20 protein-coding genes, 1 tRNA gene and 2 pseudogenes are annotated in these 22,277 nt (G+C 73.4%); 7 read left to right on the top strand and 16 right to left on the bottom strand.

What is annotated here, in order from left to right:
• Positions 1–135: 135 nt before the first annotated feature.
• From ACIP64_RS27325 to ACIP64_RS27305, 5 genes are all read right to left on the bottom strand, one after another.
• Complete coding sequence (locus ACIP64_RS27325; RefSeq protein ID WP_401591742.1) at positions 136–1,416, bottom strand: creatininase family protein; 1,281 nt, start codon at positions 1,414–1,416, stop codon at positions 136–138.
• A gap of 245 nt (positions 1,417–1,661) precedes the next feature.
• Positions 1,662–1,748: transfer RNA gene (locus ACIP64_RS27320), tRNA-Ser, on the bottom strand.
• Positions 1,749–1,758: 10 nt separating this feature from the next.
• Positions 1,759–2,214: a tRNA adenosine(34) deaminase TadA gene (tadA, locus tag ACIP64_RS27315; RefSeq protein ID WP_401591740.1), complete on the bottom strand. Its 456-nt coding sequence runs from the start codon at positions 2,212–2,214 to the stop codon at positions 1,759–1,761.
• A gap of 38 nt (positions 2,215–2,252) precedes the next feature.
• Positions 2,253–2,798, bottom strand: coding sequence for a hypothetical protein (locus ACIP64_RS27310; protein ID WP_401591738.1), 546 nt, complete (start codon positions 2,796–2,798; stop codon positions 2,253–2,255).
• 221 nt (positions 2,799–3,019) lie between these two features.
• Positions 3,020–3,220: a hypothetical protein gene (locus ACIP64_RS27305; protein WP_401591736.1), complete on the bottom strand. Its 201-nt coding sequence runs from the start codon at positions 3,218–3,220 to the stop codon at positions 3,020–3,022.
• 157 nt (positions 3,221–3,377) lie between these two features.
• Here ACIP64_RS27305 and upp point away from each other — a divergent pair, with 157 nt between their 5' ends.
• On the top strand, positions 3,378–4,013 hold the full coding sequence (gene upp, locus ACIP64_RS27300) for a uracil phosphoribosyltransferase (protein ID WP_360904179.1): 636 nt from the start codon (positions 3,378–3,380) through the stop codon (positions 4,011–4,013).
• An 81-nt stretch (positions 4,014–4,094) separates the two neighbouring features.
• On the opposite strand, the gene ACIP64_RS27295 is transcribed toward upp, so the two are convergent.
• Both ACIP64_RS27295 and ACIP64_RS27290 read right to left on the bottom strand, forming a co-directional pair.
• Positions 4,095–4,772, bottom strand: coding sequence for a LytR C-terminal domain-containing protein (locus tag ACIP64_RS27295; RefSeq protein WP_401591734.1), 678 nt, complete (start codon positions 4,770–4,772; stop codon positions 4,095–4,097).
• Between the two features lie 167 nt (positions 4,773–4,939).
• Positions 4,940–5,236: a type II toxin-antitoxin system VapB family antitoxin gene (locus ACIP64_RS27290; protein WP_319134963.1), complete on the bottom strand. Its 297-nt coding sequence runs from the start codon at positions 5,234–5,236 to the stop codon at positions 4,940–4,942.
• 97 nt (positions 5,237–5,333) lie between these two features.
• On the opposite strand from ACIP64_RS27290, the gene ACIP64_RS27285 reads away from it, so the two are divergent.
• On the top strand, positions 5,334–6,890 hold the full coding sequence (locus ACIP64_RS27285) for a helicase HerA-like domain-containing protein (RefSeq protein WP_401591731.1): 1,557 nt from the start codon (positions 5,334–5,336) through the stop codon (positions 6,888–6,890).
• Here the strand turns inward: ACIP64_RS27285 and ACIP64_RS27280 are convergent.
• Positions 6,887–7,501, bottom strand: coding sequence for an HhH-GPD-type base excision DNA repair protein (locus tag ACIP64_RS27280; RefSeq protein ID WP_401591729.1), 615 nt, complete (start codon positions 7,499–7,501; stop codon positions 6,887–6,889). The two genes, ACIP64_RS27285 and ACIP64_RS27280, sit on opposite strands and share 4 nt — an antisense overlap.
• A 129-nt stretch (positions 7,502–7,630) precedes the next feature.
• On the opposite strand from ACIP64_RS27280, the gene ACIP64_RS27275 reads away from it, so the two are divergent.
• From ACIP64_RS27275 to ACIP64_RS27265, 3 genes are all read left to right on the top strand, one after another.
• On the top strand, positions 7,631–8,122 hold the full coding sequence (locus ACIP64_RS27275; RefSeq protein ID WP_401591727.1) for a hypothetical protein: 492 nt from the start codon (positions 7,631–7,633) through the stop codon (positions 8,120–8,122).
• A 159-nt stretch (positions 8,123–8,281) separates the two neighbouring features.
• Entirely contained in the window at positions 8,282–10,507 is a 2,226-nt protein-coding gene (locus ACIP64_RS27270) for a germacradienol/geosmin synthase (RefSeq protein ID WP_401591725.1), read from the top strand.
• 207 nt (positions 10,508–10,714) lie between these two features.
• On the top strand, positions 10,715–11,449 hold the full coding sequence (locus tag ACIP64_RS27265; RefSeq protein WP_401591723.1) for a siderophore-interacting protein: 735 nt from the start codon (positions 10,715–10,717) through the stop codon (positions 11,447–11,449).
• 16 nt (positions 11,450–11,465) lie between these two features.
• On the opposite strand, the gene ACIP64_RS27260 is transcribed toward ACIP64_RS27265, so the two are convergent.
• Together ACIP64_RS27260 and ACIP64_RS27255 are read right to left on the bottom strand one after the other, a co-directional pair.
• The gene (locus ACIP64_RS27260) at positions 11,466–12,479 is read right to left on the bottom strand and encodes a CU044_5270 family protein (protein WP_401591721.1); all 1,014 of its coding nucleotides are present in this window, start codon (positions 12,477–12,479) and stop codon (positions 11,466–11,468) included.
• On the bottom strand, positions 12,476–13,075 hold the full coding sequence (locus ACIP64_RS27255; protein ID WP_401591719.1) for an RNA polymerase sigma factor: 600 nt from the start codon (positions 13,073–13,075) through the stop codon (positions 12,476–12,478). Before ACIP64_RS27255 ends, ACIP64_RS27260 begins: the two co-directional genes overlap by 4 nt.
• A gap of 116 nt (positions 13,076–13,191) precedes the next feature.
• Here ACIP64_RS27255 and ctaD point away from each other — a divergent pair, with 116 nt between their 5' ends.
• Positions 13,192–14,823, top strand: a complete 1,632-nt coding sequence (gene ctaD, locus ACIP64_RS27250; RefSeq protein WP_401591717.1) for a cytochrome c oxidase subunit I — start codon at positions 13,192–13,194, stop codon at positions 14,821–14,823.
• Between the two features lie 91 nt (positions 14,824–14,914).
• Here the strand turns inward: ctaD and ACIP64_RS27245 are convergent.
• The 4 genes and pseudogenes from ACIP64_RS27245 to ACIP64_RS27230 form a co-directional block, all read right to left on the bottom strand.
• A pseudogene (locus ACIP64_RS27245) lies at positions 14,915–15,316 on the bottom strand (GMC oxidoreductase); the annotation flags it as partial.
• Between the two features lie 311 nt (positions 15,317–15,627).
• A pseudogene (locus tag ACIP64_RS27240) lies at positions 15,628–16,332 on the bottom strand (GMC family oxidoreductase N-terminal domain-containing protein); the annotation flags it as partial.
• 446 nt (positions 16,333–16,778) lie between these two features.
• Positions 16,779–18,200, bottom strand: coding sequence for a hypothetical protein (locus ACIP64_RS27235; RefSeq protein ID WP_401591715.1), 1,422 nt, complete (start codon positions 18,198–18,200; stop codon positions 16,779–16,781).
• Entirely contained in the window at positions 18,197–18,895 is a 699-nt protein-coding gene (locus tag ACIP64_RS27230; RefSeq protein WP_401591713.1) for a FadR/GntR family transcriptional regulator, read from the bottom strand. The genes ACIP64_RS27235 and ACIP64_RS27230 overlap by 4 nt, the downstream gene beginning before the upstream one ends.
• Before the next feature lie 237 nt (positions 18,896–19,132).
• Between ACIP64_RS27230 and ACIP64_RS27225 the strand changes: the two genes are divergently transcribed.
• Positions 19,133–20,521, top strand: a complete 1,389-nt coding sequence (locus ACIP64_RS27225; RefSeq protein ID WP_401591711.1) for a serine hydrolase domain-containing protein — start codon at positions 19,133–19,135, stop codon at positions 20,519–20,521.
• On the opposite strand, the gene ACIP64_RS27220 is transcribed toward ACIP64_RS27225, so the two are convergent.
• Both ACIP64_RS27220 and ACIP64_RS27215 read right to left on the bottom strand, forming a co-directional pair.
• Positions 20,474–21,676 (bottom strand): amidase, encoded by a 1,203-nt coding sequence (locus ACIP64_RS27220; protein WP_401591709.1) that lies wholly within the window; start codon positions 21,674–21,676, stop codon positions 20,474–20,476. The two genes, ACIP64_RS27225 and ACIP64_RS27220, sit on opposite strands and share 48 nt — an antisense overlap.
• Entirely contained in the window at positions 21,640–21,948 is a 309-nt protein-coding gene (locus tag ACIP64_RS27215; RefSeq protein WP_401591707.1) for a hypothetical protein, read from the bottom strand. Before ACIP64_RS27215 ends, ACIP64_RS27220 begins: the two co-directional genes overlap by 37 nt.
• Positions 21,949–22,277 lie beyond the last annotated feature (329 nt).

The following is a 22,277-nucleotide window of genomic DNA, read 5'->3' as shown; positions in this document are numbered from 1 at the left end:
TAGCGGTGGGATGTGAACCCACGGAGGAGTTGCCCCCTCACCAGCCTCTACTGAGGGACGGCGGAGGCGCTGAGCGACATCGCGGAGGCGGCGGGGAAGGTGCAGGCGGCTTCTCGACGGAGGCAGTCACCCCGTTCAGTGCGGTGGTGGTGCCGGGTCCAGGGCGTTACCGACGGTGCAGCCGCCCTCTCCGGGCATCCGCTGGATCTGGGGCGGCACCCACACCTCGGTGGCGCCGGGACTCACGCGGGCAAGAAGGCAGTCCTGTGCGTCGAAGCCGTTGCCCTTTACCGACAGGAGGACACCGACCCGGCCGTCGTCCGCCTTCACCTCGGTACGGATCGCCGGATCCAGGTCCAGGGCAGCGAGCGTGCGGCGCACCTCAGCCTCGTCCACCCGGTCGCCCTCCGGCACCCGGGGTAGTTTCACCTGGAGCTCCTCGTACGGCAGCCGGGGCGGTTCGGGTGGCGGGGCGAAGGTCAGCGGGGGGCCATCCGGGCAGTCCACGTCACGGGGATCCTCGCGCCACTCTGACTTGGGCGACACCCGCACCGCGAAACAGCGCTGCACGGTGACCTCCTCGGCGTCGAGCCATCTGTTGTAAGCCGAGCCGGATGTGCGGACGACCACGTCGATGCCGTCCCCGTTGTGTGTCGAGGTACCCGTCACCCGCAGGACCTCCACCCCGTCGATGCCGGAAGCGGAGCGCCCGACCTCCTCCGCCGTCCGCGGACGCTGCCCGTAGAGCCGCTCGCCGGCCTTCCGCGCCACCTCACGCGCGGCGTCCGTCGCCTCGTCCTCGGAGGACTGCACCACCCCGCAGCCGGCGGTGGACAGCAGCAGCGGGGCGAGCAACAGCGGGGCGAGCAAAAGCAGTCGACGCATGCGTTCACCCTTCCGGCGCCGCGCGCGGCGGGCAACCGCCGGCGTACTCAGACCGGTGCAGGTGATCGTACTCAGCCGGTGCGGCCCGCAAGGGGGCGAGCCACCTTTCGTCACTGGCCCAGGACCCTCATGTGCGCCGCGACCTTTCTCGGCCGTGGCGTGGGACGGGAAGCCGATGACGCCGGTCTCGGTGTACGCCTTCATGCCTTCGGTGAGGAGGAAGCGACGTTCGCCGCCGTCGTGGTCGGCGGTCTCGTGGCCGGGGCCGACGAGGGACGGTTCCGCGTGGTGGAGGATCGAGGTTTTGATCTCTCCCGCGTCCATGTCTTCGTGCGCGTTGGTTGCCGGGCCGGCGCGCTCGCGGGCGCGGTGCCATTCGCCGCTCTGCGGAAAGAGGCTCATGCGCGGCTCGATGAGGTGGGCTTCCCGGACGATGTTCGACAGGACGTAGTTCCCGCCGTGGGCGTTCACCAGGACGAGCTTGCGGATGCCGGCCGCTTCGAGGGACTGCGCGATGTCCGTCACGAGCATGTGGAGCGTCCGCCGCGCCGATGCTGACCGTTCCAGCCCACGTGCCGTGCTGCAGACCCCGTCTCGCAGAACATTGCCGGCAAGCCAGGAAGCACCCTGTGGTGCTCCCCGCGGGATGAACCGGAGGAGGACGACGGCGGCTCCTCAGGAGCCCTCGTACCGGCCAGCTGAGACCGGAACTGAGACCAACGGACGAGGGGCGTCACCTAGGAAGTTCCTAGGTGACGCCCCTCACCTGCTCAGAGCGGTAGCGGTGGGATTTGAACCCACGGAGGAGTTGCCCCCTCACACGCTTTCGAGGCGTGCTCCTTAGGCCGCTCGGACACGCTACCGAGGGAGAGCTTAGCGGACGTCCGGGTGTGCTCCGAAATCGTTTGTGCGGAAGAAGCGCGTGAGCAGCTCACCGCACTCCTCCGCGAGCACCCCGGAGATCACTTCCGGGCGGTGGTTCAGGCGCCGGTCGCGGACCAGGTCCCAGAGCGAACCGGCCGCGCCGGCCTTCTCGTCGAGGGCGCCGTAGACCACGCGGTCCAGCCGGGACAGGACCACGGCGCCCGCGCACATGGTGCACGGCTCCAGGGTCACGACCAGCGTGCAGCCGCCGAGCCGCCAGGAACCGGCCGTCCTGGCGGCCTCGCGGATCGCCAGGACCTCGGCGTGGGCGGTCGGGTCGCCGGACGCCTCCCGTTCGTTGCGGCCCCGGCCGATGACCGTGCCGTCCGGGGACAGCACGACCGCGCCCACCGGCACGTCGCCGGTGCGCGGAGCGAGGGTCGCTTCGTGGAGGGCGAGCCGCATGGGCCCGGCCCAGGGGTCGCGGAGCGGGTCGGGGTCGGTCAGCGGACCGCCTCCAGAACGTCCGCGCAGCCCAGCGAGTCGGCGATCTCGCCGAGGGCCTCGCCCGTCAGCGCGCCGTCGCCGCTGAGCGCGAGCAGCTCCTTGTCGTCCATCCCCAGGTCCTTGAGGAGCTCGGCGTCGCCGAGGGGGCCCACGGGTACGTGTACCTCCTTCGGCCCCGGCACCACGTCGTCGTCGTCGAGTTCCTCGCTGTCACCCTCTTCGGTGCCGTCGAGGTCGACGATCTCGTCCAGGTCCTCGGGGTCGCGTCCCAGCAGCTCGTCGGTGAGCAGGATCTCGCCGTAGGAGCTGCGGGCCGCGGCCGCGGCGTCGGACACGTAGATCCGGGGGTCCTCCTCACCGTCGACGCGGACGACGCCGAACCAGGCGTCCTCCTGCTCGATGAAGACCAGGACCGTATCCTCCTCGGTCGAGGCGGCGCGGGCCACCTCGGTCAGGTCGCCGAGGGTTTCCACATCGTCGAGATCGGTCTCGCGCGCTTCCCAACCGTCCTCGGTGCGCGCGAGCAGTGCGGCGAAATACACCGTGACTCTCCCACAGGTCTCAGGCCGTCCGGACTTTCGGGCGGGAGCCGGATGATCAGCTCGGGGTCCCCGCCCACACTCGGCATCGTGGCAGAAACCTCGGCTTTGCGAAGGGTCTTCCGCGCGTGCCGCGTGCCAGGGCTTCCGGCTTTTTCCCTGCGGCGGCCTGCGCGGACCCGCCGGAACACCTCCGGCGGGGGTGGTTCGCCCGTCCCGGTGGCCTACCAGCGGAAGGTGCGCATCCGCATCTGCTGGCGCGCCCGCGCCGCGCGCGCCCTGCGCGGCTGCACGCGGTCACGGAGTTCCTTGGCCTCGTTCAGCTCCCGCAGGAACATCGCGCGCCGCCTTCTGCGTTCCGCGTCGCGCTCCTGCTGGGTACGGGCGTCGCTCTCGTCGGCGCCACTGTCGTCGTGCTCCCCCATGGGGCACCACCTCTAGTGATCCGCGGGGCCCGGGCGGGACGGTCCGGGCGCAATGGCTCGTCTTCCCCCTTCAGTGTGGTTTCAATGCGGCCCTTTGCACAGGCGCTCCGGGCGGCCGCTTCTGCCCGGCGCGGGCCACGCCGTTAAAGTCGTGGGCATGCGGATCCATGTCGTCGACCACCCCCTGGTGGCGCACAAACTCACCACGCTGCGCGACGAGCGCACCGACTCGCCGACCTTCCGGCGGCTGGCCGACGAGCTGGTCACCCTGCTCGCCTACGAGGCCACCCGTGATGTGCGCACCGAGCAGGTCGACATCACGACGCCGGTGGCGCGGACCACGGGCGTACGGCTCTCCCACCCGCGGCCGCTGGTCGTGCCGATCCTGCGCGCCGGACTCGGCATGCTGGAGGGCCTGGTGCGCCTGCTGCCGACCGCGGAGGTCGGCTTCCTCGGGATGATCCGCGACGAGGAGACGCTGGAGGCCAAGACCTACGCCACGCGCATGCCGGAGGACCTGTCCGGCCGGCAGGTGTACGTGCTGGACCCGATGCTGGCCACCGGCGGCACCCTGATCGCCGCGATCGACCTGCTGATCGAGCGCGGCGCGGACGACGTGACGGCCGTGGTGCTGCTCGCCTCCCCGGAGGGCGTCGAGGCCATGGAGCGCGCCCTGGCGGGCAAGCCGGTCACCGTCGTCACCGCCGCCGTCGACAGCCACCTCAACGAGAGCGGCTACATCGTCCCGGGCCTCGGCGACGCGGGCGACCGCCTCTACGGCACGGCGGGCTGACGGGCCGCGTTCGCAGACGTCAGGGCGGTACGGACCCCGGGGTGCGGGGTCCGTACCGCCCTGACGTCGTGAAGGAGCGCCCTAGCAGCCGGCGGGCCGGGGGGCCGTGCTCGGCTTCGCGAGGACGACGAGGTTCTGCTTGACGACCCTGTCGGCGGCGAGTGTCGTGAAGCCCTTGCCGATCATCAGGTCGACGGTGTTGGGCGCGTGCTTGCTCTTGGGACCGGCGGGCTTGAGGGTGGTGGTGCCCTTGAACTGGGCGCCGACCAGCTTCATGGCCGCCTCGGCCTTCGTGCCGGAGCCGCCGAGCAGCAGGGCGGCCGCGGTGACCTTGCGGTCGTACTGGGGGTCGGCGTTGCCGAAGGTGCCGATCTTGAAGCCCCGGGCGGCGAGCTGGTCGGCGGTCTTCTTGGCGAGGCCGCTCTTGGCGGTCGCGTTGTAGACGTTGACCGTGAGCTGCCCGGGCTCGGGGAACGCGGTGGGTTTGGCGCCGGACGTACCGGGCGCGGGGGCGGCCGCCTTGCAGGCCCGCTCCTTGGAGGCGTTGGCCGCCTGCGCGGTCCTGCCCTTGGCCGCGGCGTCGCCGTCGAAGACATCGACCAGCTGCAGCGTGCCCCAGCCGGCGAGGCCGAGCACGGCGACGGTCGTGACCAGTACCGTCACGATCCTGAACCGGCTCCGCGGACGGCGCATTCGTGGGTACTGGTTCCCGGTGACACGGTACTTCCCGCCCATGCCAGGGGGCGTCAGCATGCTCATGTGCGCAGCGTAGTGCTGGATTCCGACTTGGCCTACTAAACGATCAACCAATCGCGGCCAATCGGGACGACTTGAACCCGAAAGGGTCAACAATCGGCTGAACGGATGTCAGGACCGGCCCGAAAGTGCCGCCTCACCCGTCCGGGCCGATGCGGACCGGACCGGCGTCAGTCCATTTCCAGCACGCGCGCGTGCAGCACCTGGCGCTGCTGGAGCGCCGCGCGCACGGCGCGGTGCAGCCCGTCCTCCAGGTAGAGGTCGCCCTGCCACTTCACCACGTGGGCGAACAGGTCCCCGTAGAACGTCGAGTCCTCGGCGAGCAGGGTCTCCAGGTCGAGTTGCCCCTTCGTGGTGACCAACTGGTCGAGGCGTACCGGACGTGGGGCGACGTCCGCCCATTCACGGGTGCTTTTCCGGCCGTGGTCGGGATACGGCCGCCCGTTTCCGATGCGCTTGAAGATCACACGGAAAGCCTACCGGGCAAGGGCGTACGGGCGCAGCAATGGCGCAGGAGTGCGATGGTGGGCAAATACGGTGATAGCGGGAGCAGCGGAGCAGCCCATGACCACGCCGACGACGCCCGACGCCGTCCGGGCCATCGCCCAGGGGTACGCGTTCACCGGACCGGCGCTCGAACTCGGGGCGCTCCTGTGGGACGGACGATGCCTTCCGGACGCCCCCGTCCGCGTCCCGCTCGGCATGCTCAACCGGCACGGGCTGGTCGCCGGCGCGACCGGCACCGGCAAGACCAAGACGCTCCAGCTGATCGCGGAGCAGCTGTCGGCCCAGGGCGTCCCCGTCTTCCTCGCCGATGTGAAGGGCGACGTCTCCGGCGTCTCCGCGCCCGGGACCGCGGGCGACCGCGTGGCGCGGCGCGCCGCCGAGACCGGCCAGGAATGGTCGCCGCAGGGCTGCCCCGCCGAGTTCTACGCCCTCGGCGGCATCGGCCCCGGTATTCCGGTGCGGGCCACGGTGACGAGCTTCGGCCCGGTGCTGTTCTCCAAGGTGCTCGGGCTCAACACCACGCAGGAGCAGTCCCTCGGCCTGATCTTCCACTACGCGGACAGCAAGGGCCTGGAGCTGGTCGACCTCAAGGACCTGCGGGCCGTGGTCGCCTTCCTCACCTCGGACGAGGGCAAGGGCGAGCTCAAGGGGATCGGCGGGATCCCGCCCGCGACCGCCGGGGTCATCCTGCGCTCGCTGACGGCCTTCGAGGCGGAGGGCGCCGGCCCCTTCTTCGGGGAGCCGGAGTTCGACACGGCCGAGCTGCTGCGGACGGCGGAGGGGGACGGGCGCGGAATCGTGTCCGTACTGGAACTCGCGGCCGTGCAGGACCGCCCGCGGCTGTTCTCGACGTTCCTGATGTGGCTGCTGGCGGACCTCTTCGAGGAACTGCCCGAGGCCGGCGACCTGGAGCGGCCGAAACTCGTCTTCTTCTTCGACGAGGCGCACCTGCTCTTCAACGGGGCGAGCAAGGCGTTCCTGGAGGCGATCACCCAGACCGTGCGGCTGATCCGCTCCAAGGGGGTGGGGATCTTCTTCGTGACGCAGACGCCCAAGGATGTGCCCGCCGAGGTGCTGGGCCAGCTCGGCAACCGGGTCCAGCACGCGCTGCGCGCCTTCACCCCGGAGGACGCCAAGGCGCTCAAGGCGACGGTCCGGACCTTCCCGGTCTCCCCCTACGACCTGGAGGAACTGCTCACCGGTCTCGGCACCGGCGAGGCAGTGGTCACGGTGCTCGGCGAGAACGGCGCCCCCACCCCGGTCGCCGCCACCCGGCTGCGGTCGCCGCGGTCGCTGATGGGGCCCGTCGCCCCCGAGGCGCTGGACGCGGCGGTCAAGGGCTCCGCGCTCTACCCGCGCTACGCCCAGGCGGTGGACCGGGAGTCGGCGTACGAGCGCCTGACCGAACGGGCCGCGGCGCAGGCCGCCCCGCCCCCGCCCGCGTCCCGGGCACCCGCCGAACGCGGGCAGCGGTCCACGGAGGAACCGGGCGTCGTGGAGCAGGTGATGGGCAGCGGCGTCTTCCAGTCGCTGGCCCGCTCCGTCGGCACGCAGATCGGGCGCGAGATCACCCGGTCCCTCTTCGGCACGTCCAAGCGGCGGCGCCGCCGCTAGCCCTTCTGCTGGGGTTTCTCGGGTTTCGCGGGCTGGGCCGCCTTCGCCGCGCGCTTGGCCTCCTGCTTGAAGGCCCGCACCTTGTCCAGGGACTCCGGGCCCGTGATGTCGGCCACGGAGCGGAACGAGCCCTGGTCGCCGTAGGAGCCGGCGGCCTCGCGCCAGCCCTCGGGGGTGACGCCGAGCTGCTTGCCGAGCAGGGCCAGGAAGATCTGCGCCTTCTGCTTGCCGTAGCCGGGCAGGTCGCCCAGCCGGCGCAGCAGCTCCTTGCCGTCGCGGACGCCGCGCCAGACCGCCTCGGCGTCGCCGTCGTAGTGCTCGACGAGGTACTGGCACAGCTGCTGGACGCGCTTGGCCATCGATCCCGGGTACCGGTGCACGGCCGGCTTCTCGGAGAACAGGGCGACGAAGGTCTCGGGGTCGTACGCCGCGATCTCGTGGGCGTCCAGGTCGTCGCGGCCCATGCGCGTGGCGAGGGTCCAGGGGCCGGTGAAGGCCCATTCCATCGGGATCTGCTGGTCGAGGAGCATGCCGACGAGGGCGGCGAGCGGGCTGCGGCCGAGCAGGGCGTCGGCCTCGGGCTGCTGGGACAGCCGGAGTGTGGTTGCCATGGACCGATCATCCCGCGGGCGGGGTGGCGCCGCTCCCGCGTCACCCGGACGGCCCAGCGCGGATGGCCGAACGGGCGGCGCGGGCGGACCGTGTGAGGTGTCAGCCACCGACGCGATGGGAGCGTTGTGATGAGCCAGCAGACGCAGTCGGTCAAGCAGCCGCACCACCACTCGGGCTGGGCGACCGGAGGGACCGTGTTCGCGGGCGTCCTGATGATGGTCTCCGGTGTCTGGGCCATCCTCGAGGGCATCTCCGCCATCGCCAAGGACGACGTCTGGGTGCGGTTGGGCCACTACATCTTCAAGTGGAACCTGACGGCCTGGGGCTGGATCCACCTCGTGCTGGGAGTCCTCGTCCTCATCGTCGGCACGGCGCTGCTCTCCAGCGCGCCGAAGTGGGCACGGGTCGCGGGTGTGGCGCTGATCGCGTTCAACATCCTGGTCAACTTCGCCTGGCTGCCCTACACGCCGTTCTGGGCCTTCCTGATGATCGCGATCGACATCTTCATCATCTGGGCCCTGTGCCGCGGCTGGGGCGACCACCCCGACCACTTCGACCACCACGACCACCACGGCGGGGACGGCCACGGCAGGGACGACAAGCTGGGCCACCCGGCCTGACCGGTCGGCGGCCGGCCCTGCCGTGCACAAGCACGCCGCGGCCCCGGAGGCGTCCCCGAACGCCACCCGGGTCGCGGCGTCATGTTCGGTTCATCACCCCTTCGTGTGACAAAACCGTCCTGCCGGATAGCCCCCACCCGCACGGGTAGCGCTGAACGAGTGACGCAGCCATTTGAACTGCCCGACTTCTACCTGCCGTACCCGGCGCGGCTGAACCCCCATCTGGAGGAGGCGCGGGAGCACTCCCGCACCTGGGCGCGGGACATGGGGATGCTGGAGGGCTCGGGCATCTGGGACACCGCCGACCTCGACGCGCACGACTACGCGCTGCTGTGCGCCTACACGCATCCCGACTGCCCGGGACCGGAACTCTCCCTGGTGACGGACTGGTACGTGTGGGTCTTCTTCTTCGACGACCACTTCCTGGAGACGTTCAAGCGCTCCCAGGACCGGCGCGGGGGCAAGGCCTACCTCGACCGGCTGCCCGCCTTCATGCCGATGGACCTGGCGCAGGACATGCCGGAGCCGGTCAACCCGGTCGAGGCGGGGCTCGCCGACCTGTGGCGGCGCACCGTCCCCGCCATGTCGCCGGACTGGCGCCGGCGGTTCGCGGAGAGCACCGAGCACCTGCTCAACGAGTCGCTGTGGGAGCTGTCCAACATCAACGCGGGCCGGGTGCCCAACCCGGTGGAGTACATCGAGATGCGGCGCAAGGTCGGCGGCGCGCCGTGGTCCGCGGGCCTGGTGGAGTACGCGGCCGGGGCCGAGGTGCCGGCCGCGATCGCCGGGTCGAGGCCGATGCTCGTGCTGCGGGACGCCTTCTCCGACGCGGTCCACCTGCGCAACGACCTGTTCTCGTACCAGCGCGAGACCGAGGAGGAGGGCGAGCTCAGCAACGGCGTGCTCGTCCTGGAGACCTTCCTGGGGTGCACGACCCAGGAGGCGGCGGACTCCGTCAACGACCTGCTCACCTCCCGCCTGCACCAGTTCGAGAACACCGCGGTGACCGAACTGCCGCCGCTGTGCGCCGAGCACGGGCTCGACGCGGCGCAGTGCGCCGCCGTGCTCGCGTACATCAAGGGCCTCCAGGACTGGCAGGCCGGCGGCCACGAGTGGCACATGCGGTCCAGCCGCTACATGAACGGCGGCGGCGCGGGAGCCCCCGCCCGCCCGGGCTGGTCGCCCTTCGCGCTGCCCGGCGGGATCGGCCTGTCGGCCGGCACCGTGCGCACCACGGGGCGCGCCGAGGCCGCCCGCGCCCGGGCCTTCACCCACCGGCCGCGGCGGACCGGGCCGCTCCCGCTGCCCGACTTCCCCATGCCGTTCCCCGCCGGGCTCAGCCCGCACCTGGACGGGGCGCGGCGCCATGTCGTCGACTGGGCGCACCGGATGGGCATGCTGGAGCCGCAGCCCGGGGTCCCTCGCTCCTTCGTGTGGGACGAGCGCAAACTCGTCGCGTTCGACTTCGCGCTGTGCGCCGCGGGCATCCATCCCGACGCGTCCCCGGAGGACCTGGAGCTCACCTCCGGCTGGCTCACCTGGGGCACCTACGCCGACGACTGGTTCCCCGCCGTCTTCGGCCGCACCCGCGACCTGGCCGGCGCCCGCGCCGCCCACGACCGCCTCTCGGCCCTCGTGCCGGCCGACGGCGCGCCGGCGCCTGCCCCGCTCAACGCACTGGAGCGCGGGCTCGCCGACCTGTGGACGCGCACATCAGGGCCGATGACGCCCGAGGCGCGGCACCGTCTCCGGGCCGCCGTCGTGAGCATGACCGCCAGTTGGCTGTGGGAGCTGGCCAATCAGGCGCAGAACCGGATCCCCGATCCCGTCGACTACCTGGAGATGCGCCGCCGCACCTTCGGGTCCGAGCTGACGATGAGCCTGTGCCGGCTGGAGCACGGCGAGGTCCTGCCGGACGAGGTCCACCGCAGCGGGACGATGCGGTCGCTGGAGAACTCCGCCGCCGACTACGCCGGTCTGCTGAACGACGTCTTCTCCTACCGGAAGGAGATCGAGTTCGAGGGCGAGATCCACAACGCCCTGCTGGTGGTGCAGAACTTCTTCGACTGCGACGAGAAGGCCTCGCTCGCCGTCGTCCACGACCTGATGGCCGGGCGCATGCGGGAGTTCCAGCACGTGGCGGCGAACGAACTGCCCGTGCTCTGCGACGACTTCGCCCTCGGCCCGGAGGCCCGCGCGGCCGTGGACCGCCATGTGCGCGAGCTGGAGAACTGGCTCGCGGGCATCCTCGCCTGGCACCGCGGCTGCCACCGCTACGACGAGGAGGAAGTGCGCCGCCCGCCCGGCAGCCCCCAGGCCCCCGCCGGGCCGCAGGGACTGGGCACGTCGGCGGCCCGGCTCGCCGCGGCGCTCGGGGCGCGGTAGCGCGTCGGTGTGCGACGGCAGGAGGGGGGCGGCCCGGGCGGGAGGCCCCCCTCCGTACAGGCCGGGCGGCCGCCGTCACGGCGTGAATTCGGTGGCCGGCCGGACGGCGCGAACGGGCGCCCGGCGCGGGGCCGGTGGCCGGCGCACGCTTCGCCTGACCTACGGTGGACCCGCATCTGCGGCCCCGCGGCGAGGAGTTCCCCCCGAATGAACGCGATCAGCAGCCAACGCACCCCCCTGCGCGACCGGTTGCTCGACCGGTTCCTGCTGCACGGCACGGTGGTGTCCGTGGAGCGCGTGGCCGCCCGCATGCGGCGGCTGCGGATCGAGGGGCCGGGACTGGGCGAGGCGGCCTGCCGGCCGGGGCAGCAGGTGCGGGTGCACGTGGACGGGCTGACCCGGCGGACGTACTCGGTGTGGCACCACGACCCGGCGGGGGCGATCGAGGTGTGCGTGCTGGAGCACCCGGAGCCGGGTCCCGGCGCCCGCTGGGGCGCGGCGGCGGAGGTGGGGACGCGGGTGCGGCTGGGCCGGCCGGAAGGGTCGTTCGTGCTCCGCCCGGGGGCCCGGCACCACGTCTTCGTGGGGGAGGAGACGGCGATGCCGGCGCTGGGCGCCATGCTCGCCGCGCTGCCCGGCGACGCGTCCGTGCACGGCTGCGTGGAGACGGCGACCGCCGAGGACCGGCTGCCCCTGGCCCACGCCGACCGGCTCACCTGGCGGCTGCGGGGCGAGGCCTCCGCCGCGGCCTCCGAAGCACTCGCCGAGGCCGTCCGGGCGCTGGACCTGCCGGACGACCCGGCGGGCGGCGTCGCCTACGTGGCGGGAGAGGCCCGCACCGTGCAGCTCGTGCGCAATGTGCTGGTCCGCGAACGCGGCTGGGAGCGGCGGTCGGTGCTGACCAAGCCGTTCTGGACTCCCGGCAGGCGCGGCATGGAGTGAGCGCCGGGGCGGCCGGTCAGTCCGCGTCTCGGATCCACGCCTCGTAGGACATCACGTCGCCGGCCCGTACCCGGTATGCCGCCTGGTCCTTGGTGAAGGTGGTCTCGATGCCCAGGACCCCGCCGGTGCGCGGGTCGAGGATCACCATGATGCGGGTGATGCCGGTGTCGAGGACGTACGCCTGCCCGGGGCGGCCGAGGCGGTCGGTGATCGCCCCGACCGGGCGCAGGTCCTTCGCGGCGGCCAGCAGGGCGTCGATCGCCGCGATGTCCCGGGCGCCGGGCGTCCAGTCGCCCAGGACCGAGGGCAGCACGTCCAGCAGGTCCTGCGTGCGGGTGCAGGCGCAGCCGTAGACGTCGCGCAGGTAGCCGCGCCACTCCGCGGCGTCGTGCGGCGGCTCGGTACCGGACAGCCCGTACGGCAGCAGCGTGCCGGGCGGGTACGACGCGCGGTGCAGCACCTTGCCGTCCGCGACGGTGCGGGGGGCGCCGCCGGGGTCGGTGATGACGGGCGCGCCCGGGTGCAGAGGGTCGGTGGCGACGACGAGTTCGGTACCGCTGCCGTCGGCGTTCCACCGGGTCAGACGCTCCTCCGGGACGGTGACGGGCGGCCGTGCGACGGGACCCTCCTCCATGCTCATGCTCCACGACATCACGTGAGCGCCGCCCCGTGTCCCCGGCACCGTGTCACCGCCGGCCGCGGCGGCGTCCCGGGCAGCCCGCGCGATGTCGGCCAGTGGCACCGCCGGGGAACCGGCCTCGGGCCGCAGCGCGACGGGCGCCGCGACCGCGGGCGTGCTGCCGGCGTCCGACAGGGTGAAGGCCAGGACGGCGGTGACGCCGACGGCCGCCGCCACGCCGGCCGGTACCAGGCGCCGCACGCGCCAATGCCGCCGCGCCGGCGCCGGCCGCATCAGCCGGCGCATCGCATGCTCGGCGCGCGCGTCCAGGGGGCGGTCGGCCCACCGCGGATCGCCCGCCGGTACGGGGTCGGCCTGCCGCAGCAGCTCCAGGTCCCGCTCTTCGGTCATGGCCGTGACTCCCCTTCGCCCGTGTTCCGCATGGCCGGTACGGCCTGTGCGGCGTGGGGCGCCGCGCCCACCGCCACCGTCATCCCCATGCGGTCGATCTGCTCGCGCAGCCTGCGCCGTGCGCGGTGCAGCCGCATGGCGGCCGCGCTCCGGCCGCAGCCGAGGGCGACCGCCAGTTCGCCGACGTCGAGTTCCTCCCAGGCGGTCAGCCGCAGCGCTTCCCGGTCGGTGTCCGGCAGCTGTTCCAGCGCCTCGTGCACCCACGCCCCGGGGCGCTCGGTGTCGGGGCTCGGCACGAGGTGCGTGCCGTGCGCCGTTTCGTGGTTCCCTATCCGGTCCAGCAGCCTGCGGCGGCGGCTCCGGCCGCGCACGGTGTTGGCGAGGCAGTTGCGGGCCACGCCGTACAGCCAGGGCAGCGGCTGCCCGGGGAGTTCGCGGCGGCGCCGCCACGCGACGGCGAAGACCTCCGCGGCGACTTCCTCCACCTCGTCCTGCTCCTGGCCGTCCAGCCGCCGCGCGATGTAGCGGCAGATCGCCCAGTAGTGCTCGCGGTAGGCCGTGGCGAACGCCTCGCTGTGCGTCTCGTCCGTGCTCATGACCGCTTGGTGTCCGCCATGGCCCCGATCATCACACCCGTCCGGTGTGATCTTTTCGCCGGTCCTCGCGGGCGTCCTCCCGTGACGCACCGGGCGGTCCCGGACACCTGGCGGGCATGAGGATCAGTGACGTACGCGGGACCGCGGTGGTGCGGTGGCTGACCACCACGGACCACAAGACCATCGGCACGCTCTACCTGGTCACGGCATTCGCGTTCTTCTGCGGGGGCGGCCTGATGGCGCTGCTGATGCGCGCCGAGCTCGCCCGCCCCGGCATGCAGGTCATGACCAACGAGCAGTTCAACCAGCTCTTCACGATGCACGGGACGGTGATGCTGCTGATGTTCGCCACCCCGCTCTTCGCGGGTTTCGCGAACTGGATCATGCCGCTGCAGATCGGCGCACCCGACGTCGCGTTCCCCCGGCTCAACATGTTCGCGTACTGGCTCTACCTGCTGGGCTCGCTCATCGCGGTGAGCGGTTTCCTGACCCCGCAGGGCGCGGCCGACTTCGGCTGGTTCGCCTACTCCCCGCTGTCGAGCGCCGTGCACTCGCCCGGGGTGGGCGGCGACCTGTGGATCATGGGACTGGCGCTGTCCGGCTTCGGGACGATCCTGGGCGCGGTCAACCTCGTCACCACGATCGTCTGCATGCGCGCTCCCGGCATGACGATGTTCCGGATGCCGATCTTCACCTGGAACGTGCTGCTCACCGGTGTCCTGGCGGTGATGGCCTTCCCGGTGCTGGCCGCCGCGCTCTTCGCTCTGGAGGCCGACCGGACCTTCGGGGCTCACATCTTCGACCCGGCGAACGGCGGGGCACTGCTGTGGCAGCACCTGTTCTGGTTCTTCGGGCACCCAGAGGTCTACATCATCGCGCTGCCGTTCTTCGGGATCATCAGCGAGGTGATCCCGGTCTTCTCGCGCAAGCCGATGTTCGGATACACCGGGCTGATCGCCGCGACCATCTCCATCGCGGGCCTGTCGGTCACGGTCTGGGCGCACCACATGTACGTGACGGGCGGGGTGCTGCTGCCCTTCTTCTCCTTCATGACGCTGCTGATCGCGGTGCCGACCGGGGTGAAGTTCTTCAACTGGATCGGGACGATGTGGAAGGGCTCGCTGAGCTTCGAGACCCCGATGCTCTGGGCGACCGGCTTCCTCGTCACCTTCGTCTTCGGCGGGCTCACCGGGGTGCTCCTCGCCTCGGCGCCGGTGGACTTCGAGGTCTCCGACACCTACTTCGTGGTGGCGCACTTCCACTACGTGGTCTTCGGAACGGTGGTCTTCGCGATGTTCTCGGGACTCCATTTCTGGTGGCCGAAGTTCACCGGCAAGATGCTCGACGAACGCCTGGGCAAGATCACCTTCTGGACGCTCTTCACCGGCTTCCACGGCACGTTCCTGGTCCAGCACTGGCTGGGTGCGGAAGGCATGGTGCGGCGCATCCCGGACTACCTGGCGGCCGACGGCTTCACCGTTCTCAACACCGTCTCGACGATCAGCTCCTTTCTGCTGGGGCTGTCCCTGCTGCCGTTCCTCTACAACGTCTGGCGGACGGCGAAGTACGGGAAGAAGGTGGAGACCGACGATCCGTGGGGCTGGGGACGCTCCCTGGAGTGGGCGACCTCCTGCCCACCGCCGCGGCACAACTTCCGCTCGCTGCCGCGCATCCGGTCGGAATCGCCGGCCTTCGATCTGCACCATCCCGAGGTGGGCATGTCGGAAACGGTGGCGGGACCGCTGTGATGGGCCGGCACTCGCGCAGACGCACCGTCCCGTACGCAGGCACGGCGGCAGCCGTACACGCACGGCACGACGACCCGCGCGGTGCTCCGGCTCAGCCGACCCGGGCAACCGCGGCCTCCGCCACGGCCAGTGCCATCGCCATGATGCTGAGCTGTGGATTCACCTCCGGGCAGCTGGGCAGCGCGGAGGCGTCGGCGATGTGGACGCCCGACACGCCGCGCAGCCGGCCGTCCGGTCCGGCGGGCGCGGTCCGCGGGTCGGCGCCCATGGCCACGGTGCCGGTGGGATGGAACGCCGACAGATGGAGCTGACGGACGGTCACGCGCGCCAGGGCGTCCTGGAGTTCGGCGGGGGTGCGGGCCCTCGGGGGGCCGGGATGCCGGTGAGGACCTCCTGGGCCCCCGCGGCGAACAGCAGGTCGCCCATGGCGCGCATCGCGCGCAGCAGACGGCGGCCGTCGCGCGGGTCGACGTCGTAGCGCAGCAGCGGGCGCCCGCGGCCGAGCACACGGCCGCCCGGCCGGTCCGCGATCATCGCGCCGAACGTGGCCAGCCGGCCGGAGTCCTCCAGCTCCGCCCGCAACTCCCGCCCGACACCCGGCAGGACGAAGGAGCCCATGCCCGGCGGCGGGGCGGTGGCCTCGATGAGGATGCCGTCCGCGTGCAGTTCCTCCACGCCCGCGCTCTGCAGCACCGCGGGGCCGCCGTCCGCGACGGGCTCGGCGAAGCGCCCGGCCACGCTCGTCGCCGGGTGCACGGCGAGGTTGCGGCCGGTCCGCGGATGGCGTCCGAGGCCGGAGCGGCGCAGCAGCGGCGGGGTCTCCAGCGCCCCGGCGGCGACGACCACCAGCGGGGCCAGGATCTCCAGGGTGCTGCCGTCGGCGCGCCGCACCGCCACCCCGCGGGCCCGCGGGCCGCCGGGCCGGTCCGGGTCGGTCAGCACCCGGCGCACCGACGCATCCGTGACGATGCGCGCCCCGGCGGCGCACGCCTGCGGCAGCACCGACAGCTGCACGCTCTGCTTGGCCCCGGCCGGGCAGCCCACCACGCACTGGCACGAGCCGCGGCAGCCGGGCGCGTTGCGCCGCAGCGGGCCGGCCCGCCAGCCGAGTTCGCGGGCGCCGAGCAGGGCGAGCGCGCCGTTGCGGCCGAGGACGTCGAGCGGCTGGGTGGCCACGCGCAGGGTGCGCTCGACCTCGTCCAGGTGCGCGCCGAAGCGCTCCGCGTCCGCGAGGGCGCCGAGCCCGTGCCGCTCGCGCCAGCGGGCCAGCACATGGTCCGGGGTGCGGTAGCAGGTACCGGAGTTGACGACCGTCGTGCCGCCGACCGCGCGTCCGGTGGGCACGACGAGCGGCGGGCTGCCCAGGGCGACGGTCGCGCCGCCGTCCCGGTACAGCTCGGCGAAGCGGTCGAGCGGGGCCCGGCGCCCGAACTCCGCGGTGGTGTGCCGGCGGCCCTCCTCCAGGACCAGGACGCGCAACCCGGCCCGCGCCAGGGTCCTGGCCGCCATGGCGCCGCCCGCGCCGGAGCCGATCACGACGGCGTCCGCCGTCGAGCGGTCCGGCCAGTGCGCGGCGGGCACGCAGTCCAGCGGGGGGTCCTGCGGTGCGGCGGGCACGGCGGCGGGCGCGCCCGTGCGCAGCATCCGCTCGGTCCCGGCCGCCAGCAGGACCGGCACCTTCACCACGTCGAGCAGGGGCAGCAGCGCGGGCCGGGCCGCCAGCCCGGTCAGCACCGCCTCCCGCCGGTCCGGCGTCAGCCGCTCCAGTCCGTGCCCGGTCCGGGTCCTGGCGTATCCGTCGACCGCCGCTGCCGCGGCCCGGAAGCCGTGCCGCGCCGGTGCGGGCATCGCCGCGAGCAGGCCCTCCAGCCGCCGGGCCACTCCGGCGGTCCAGTCGCCCCCGGCCTCGGCGGGCTCGGCGGCCAGCAGCGCCGCCACCAGTCCGTGCACCGCGCTCACCGGTCGCCGACCTCCGCGTGGGCGGTGCCGTCCAGGGTCCATTCGGCCTCGGTGTGCCAGCGGCCCGACGCGCGGCGTTCGAGGAGGACGTGGGCGTCGGCGGTCTCGCTGTTGCGGCAGACGGCGGCGGCGCCGTCGGGGTCGGCGTAGTCCAGGGCGAGGGTGCGCTCCGGGTGCTGGGTGACCCGTACGGTGATCCGCCGCCGGCCGGCGCGGCCGGTGACGGTCCACTGCGGGAGGCCGATGGCGGCGGTGAAGCGCCGCAGTCCCGCGCGGCCGAGGGCGGGGCGCAGTCCGCCGCGCGGCCAGTCGCGGCCGTCCTTGCGCAGCCGCAGGAAGACCAGCGGGGGAAGCCGGTCGAGTCCGGGCCGGGTGGAGACGGCGGCCACGATCTCCAGGACGTCGCCGCCCCCGAGGTCCGCGTGCAGCCATGCCCAGCGGCGCGCGTTGCCGTGCCCGTAGATCCGGGCGGTCGCGCCGGGCGCCCGGCGCAGGTCCAGTGCGTTGGAGCCGTGGCGGACGCGGCCGGTGTAGTGGGCGCGCGGCGCCGGCACGATCTGCGCCGCCGGGAGCAGCGGCCGCCGCCACGACCAGCGGGGGAAGGTCCACAGCGGTTCGGCGTCGCCGGGGTCCTCGGCGAGGTCCCAGGACAGGGCGCCCGCGGTGCCGCGCAGCCGCCCCGGCACGGCCTCGACGCCGCCCGCGGCGAAGCCTTCCGGCACGCCGTCGGCGGCCGTCCACGGCACCGGCCCGAAGCGGGCGTGCTCGACGGGCTCCGCGCCCTTGGCGGGGAAGACGGCCGCCCAGCCGTGCGCGTGGGCGCCGCTGCCGTCGGCCGGGGTGACGATCTCGTGGTGCAGCCACAGCCCCGCGCCGGTGGCGGGGTCGGTGGCGGTGGTGTACCAGACCTCGGTGCGGCCCGCGGCGGCGCCGGAGCGGGGCGCCCACTGCGCGCGGGCCTCGTCGCGGACCGGGAAGCGGAAGCTCGCGAGGAACGGCCCGAGGGCGGAGGCGGTGCGGAAGCGCAGCGTGCCGGTGCCGGCCGGTTCCGGGGATCCGTCCCAAGTGAGCGTGAACGGCAGGACGGTCATCGACCGCAGCGGGTGCCGCGGGGTGACGGACTTCCAGCCGTCGAGGACGCAACCGCGCCCGTCGAGGGTGAACTCCAGCCGGTAGTGGACGCGCCGCCGGGCCAGCGGCGAGATCTCCAGGGTGCCGGTGGCCGCGGCGTCGTCGGCGCGGCCCGCGATGCGCAGCCGTCCGGTGACCCGGGCGGGCGTGGTGCGGTGGGGGAGCAGCAACCGGTCGCAGCGGACGGTGAGTTCCATCCGCACCGGCAGGTCGCGGTCCTCGCCGGACAGCCGGACGGTGCCGGTCATCGTCTCGGCGAAGACGGTGCCGCGGGAGCCGCCGCTCACCGGGCCGCCGCCTTCAGCCCGGCGCGCATGATCCGTTCGGTGGCGGTCAGATAGGCCTCGGCGGCCTCGCGGGCCGCCGCCGCGTCGCCCGCCTCGACGGCGGCGACGACCGGTTCGAGCCGCGCGTGCGCCTCCTCCGCGTCCTGGAACGGACCGGACAGGTGGCGCCGCATCGGCAGGTAGGCGTTGAAGAGGGTGTTGGTGAGCAGCACGTAGACGCGGTTGCCGGTGGCGCGGGCCAGCGCGCGGTGCACCTCGGCGTCGGCCAGCTGCACCGCGTCCGGTTCGGCGGCCTCGCGGACGGCCTCGACCCGCTCGCGCAGCCGGGTCCGGTGGGCGGCGGTGGCGCGCGAGGCGGCCGTGCCGGCGATCAACGTGCCCACGCCGTGCCGCACTTCGAAGATCTCGCCGAGCCAGCGCGCGTCGTGCCGGACGAGCATCGGCAGCAGGTCGGCGCCGCCGAGCCGCTCGTAGTCGCGCACGCGGGTGCCGATGCCGTGCCGGGTCTCCAGCAGACCGGCCTGCACGAGCCGTCCGAAGGCGTGCTTGAGCGTGGTGCGGGTGACGCCGTACCCCTCGGCGAGCTGCCGTTCGGGCGGCAGGAGCGTGCCGGCGGGGTGGCGGCCGGCGAGGATCTCCTCGCGCAGCCGGTCCTCCAGGACGTCCACGATCGACTCACGCGGCAGCGCTTCCATCTCACCCTCCAGTGGCTCAGTGGCTCATCCACTCAACCCAACGATCCGACGCCCCGTCAAGACCCCGGTGGCGAACGGTCCTCACCCGCACGGCCGTGCCCGGCCGCTCTCCGGTCGCCGTTCCCCGGTGAGCGGCTTACGTTCGCGATGGCGCGCCCTCGCCCTCATCCCTCGGCCGGAAGGCACAGAACCGATATGACGCCCACGTGCGCACGTCCGCCCCGGAACCGCAGCACCGTGAGCCGGGCGATCGCGGTCGCGCTGGCCGCCGCGGCCCTTCCCACGGCCCTGGCCTGCGGCGGCCCCGCCCGCACCGACCGGCACGGCGCCACGGCCCCCGCCGCGGCGTCCTCGTCCCCCGCCGCCGGGGACACCGGCGGCACGGCGGCGCCCGGCAGCGCGTCCTTCCCCGAACTGAGCGGCGACACCGCGAAGCGGCTCGACACGGCGATCCAGGACGTGCTGAAGGAGACGGGCGTGCCCGGCGTGATCGCCGGGGTGTGGGCGAACGGCAAGGGCTCGTACGTACACGCCTTCGGGGTGGCCGACAAGCAGACGAACACCAAGATGACGTCCGACCTGTACATGCGCATCGGCAGCGTCACCAAGACCTTCACCGTCACCGGGCTGCTCCGCCTCGTCGACCAGGGCAAGGTGAAGCTGGACGACCCGGTCGGCAAGTACGTGGACGGCGTGCCCGGCGGCGACAGGATCACCCTGCGCCAGCTGGCCGACATGCGCAGCGGACTGTTCAACTACTCCGAGGACCAGGGCTTCGACAAGGCGCTGAAGGAGAACCCCGAGCGCGAGTTCCTCCCCGCGGAGCTGCTGGCCTACGCCTTCCAGCACCCCTCGAACTCCGCGCCGGGCAAGCAGTTCCAGTACTCCAACACCAACACGGTGCTGCTCGGCATGGTGATCGAGAAGGTCGCCAAGCAGCCGCTCGCGAACTACCTGCGGCGCAACGTCGTCCTGCCCTCCCGGCTGGGGCACACCTCGTTCCCCAAGAACGCGTCCCTGCCGGATTCGCACGCCCACGGCTACACCACGGACACCCCGAACGGGCAGGAGACCGACGCCACCGGCTGGAACCCCTCGTGGGCCTGGGCCGCCGGCGCGATGGTCTCCGACCTGCGGGACATGCGCACCTGGGCGCACACCCTGGCCACCGGGACGATCCTCTCCCCCGCCAGCCAGAAGGAACGCCTGGACTTCCAGGGGACCGGGATCCCGGGCGTCGGCTACGGCCTCGGCGTCTTCGACAACCACGGCTGGATCGGGCACAACGGCTCCCTGCCGGGCTACCAGACCGTGGTGGTGTACCTCCCCGACGCGGAGGCGACCCTCGTCCTGCTGCTCAACTCGGACACCGCCCACCAGGGCAGCGAGCCCAGCACCCTGTTCGCCCAGGCCATCACGAAGATCGTGTCCCCCGGCCACGTCTACACGCTCCCGGCGACGGCGAGCACCCCGCCGACCCCCGTCCCCAGCGGCTCACCCCGGACGGCCTCGCCCACCGCCCCCGGCACCTCCCCCGCGCAGCCCACTCCCGCGCAGACCACTCCCGCCGAGCCCACCTCAGGGCCCACCGTCCCCGTCGTACCGCCCACCCCGGGCACGACCTGACGGCATCCGGCCGACGGTGTACGGCGGCCGGCGGTCCCGCCACGGAACGGCCTGCTCCAGCTGGGCGGCGACGCCCAGCAGCAGGTCCTCCCGGCCCTGCGCGGCGACCAGTTGCACCCCGACCGGCAGTCCCTCGCGGCTCAGGCCCAGGGGCAGGCTGACCGCCGGATTGCCGGAGACGTTGAACGCCGCCGTGAACGGGCCGTACGCGAACAGCCGCCGCAGCCACGACCGCACGGTGTGCTGCGGGTCGTCCTGGACGAGGGTGCCGTGCGGGGCGGGCAGGGCGCCCAGCGTCGGGGTGAGGAGCAGGTCGTACGAGGAAAAGAAGCGGCCGACCGCGCGCGTCACCCGGTGCTGGGCGTCGACGGCCGCCAGCAGCTCCAGCGCCGTGCACGCCTCGGTCTCCGCGAGCACCGCGCGCGACACCGCCTCCAGCCGCGACCGGTCCAGCCGGGGCGCCGCGCGCAGCACCGCCCCGCCGCTCGCCAGCGCGACCAGCACCGACGCCTCCACCAGGGACTCGCCGTCCACGGCGGGGGACGCCTCGGTCACCCGGTGCCCGATCCACTCCAGCACCTTGCCCGTGTCCACGGTGACGGCGGCGACCCGCGGGTCGACCGGGTCGCCGGTCCAGGCCGCGGTCGTCACCGCGATCCGCAGCCGGCCCGGGTCCGCGCGCACCACGTCGGCGTACGGGCGCGGGACCGGGGGCAGGGTCACCTTGTCCCCGGGCACGGGCGCACCGACCGCGTCGAGGAGCGCGGCGGCGTCCCGCACCGTCCGGGTCAGGGCGAACTCCGCCTGCTGCCCGAAGGCCGCCTCGCCCGCGAGCGGCCCCGACGGCGTACGGCCCCGCGACGGCTTCAGCCCGACCAGGCCGCAGCAGGAGGCGGGGATGCGGATCGAGCCGCCCGCGTCGTTGGCGTGCGCCACCGGCACCGCGCCCGCGGCCACCAGGGCGGCCGCGCCGCCGCTGGACCCGCCGACGCCGCGCGCCGGGTTCCAGGGGTTGCGGACCGGCCCGTACCGCAGCGGCTCGGTGGCGAAGCTCAGCCCGAACTCGGGCGCGGTGCTCCGGCCGAGCGCGACCAGCCCGGCCTCCCGGAAACGGACCATCAGGTCGTGGTCGGCGTCCGCGACGGCGCCCCGCACGGCGCGGCTGCCAGGGTGAAGGGGACGCCCTTGACGAACGGGCCGCCGTCCTTGACCACGAACGGCACGCCCGCGAGCGGCCCGTCGGCCGCGTGGGCGGGCGCCGGGTCGAGCAGCGGCAGCGTGAGCGCGTTGAGTTCGGCCCCGGCCTCGGCCAGGGCCCGCCGCGCGACGGCCTCGACCTCGGCCGCGGTCACCTCGCCGGCGCGGATCAGCTCCCGCAGGCCGACGGCGTCCCGCTCCGCGTACTCGTACGGCTCCAGCGCCCCCACGTCCCCACTCCTCCGGCTCGTGCCCGGCGGTCAGGGTGGCACGCGGCGACCGGTCCCACCACGGGGTTTCCGCCGCTTCCGACGCTTCCGCCGCTTCCGCGGCGCCCGAGCCGCCAGGCCGGTGTCGGCACCGTCGCGCCTTCGGCGCACTCGCCGTGATCCGCGGGTCACCGGTCCCGTGCCGGGCGGCGCGGCCCGCCGATGTGCCGATGAGTCATGTTCGCGACGGCCCCGGGAGGCGGGACGTCCAAGAGGGGGCGACGCGCGTGCGTCGGACGACCTTCCGGCGGACGTGACGGAGGTCCGGCGGGGTGCCGGAGGGAACGTGC

Origin of the sequence: Streptomyces sp. NPDC088733, from assembly GCF_044751185.1 — a bacterium.
GTDB lineage: Bacteria > Actinomycetota > Actinomycetes > Streptomycetales > Streptomycetaceae > Actinacidiphila.
The sequence above is the reverse complement of the archived record's forward strand: the minus strand, read 5'-3'. Positions and strand labels throughout refer to the sequence as shown.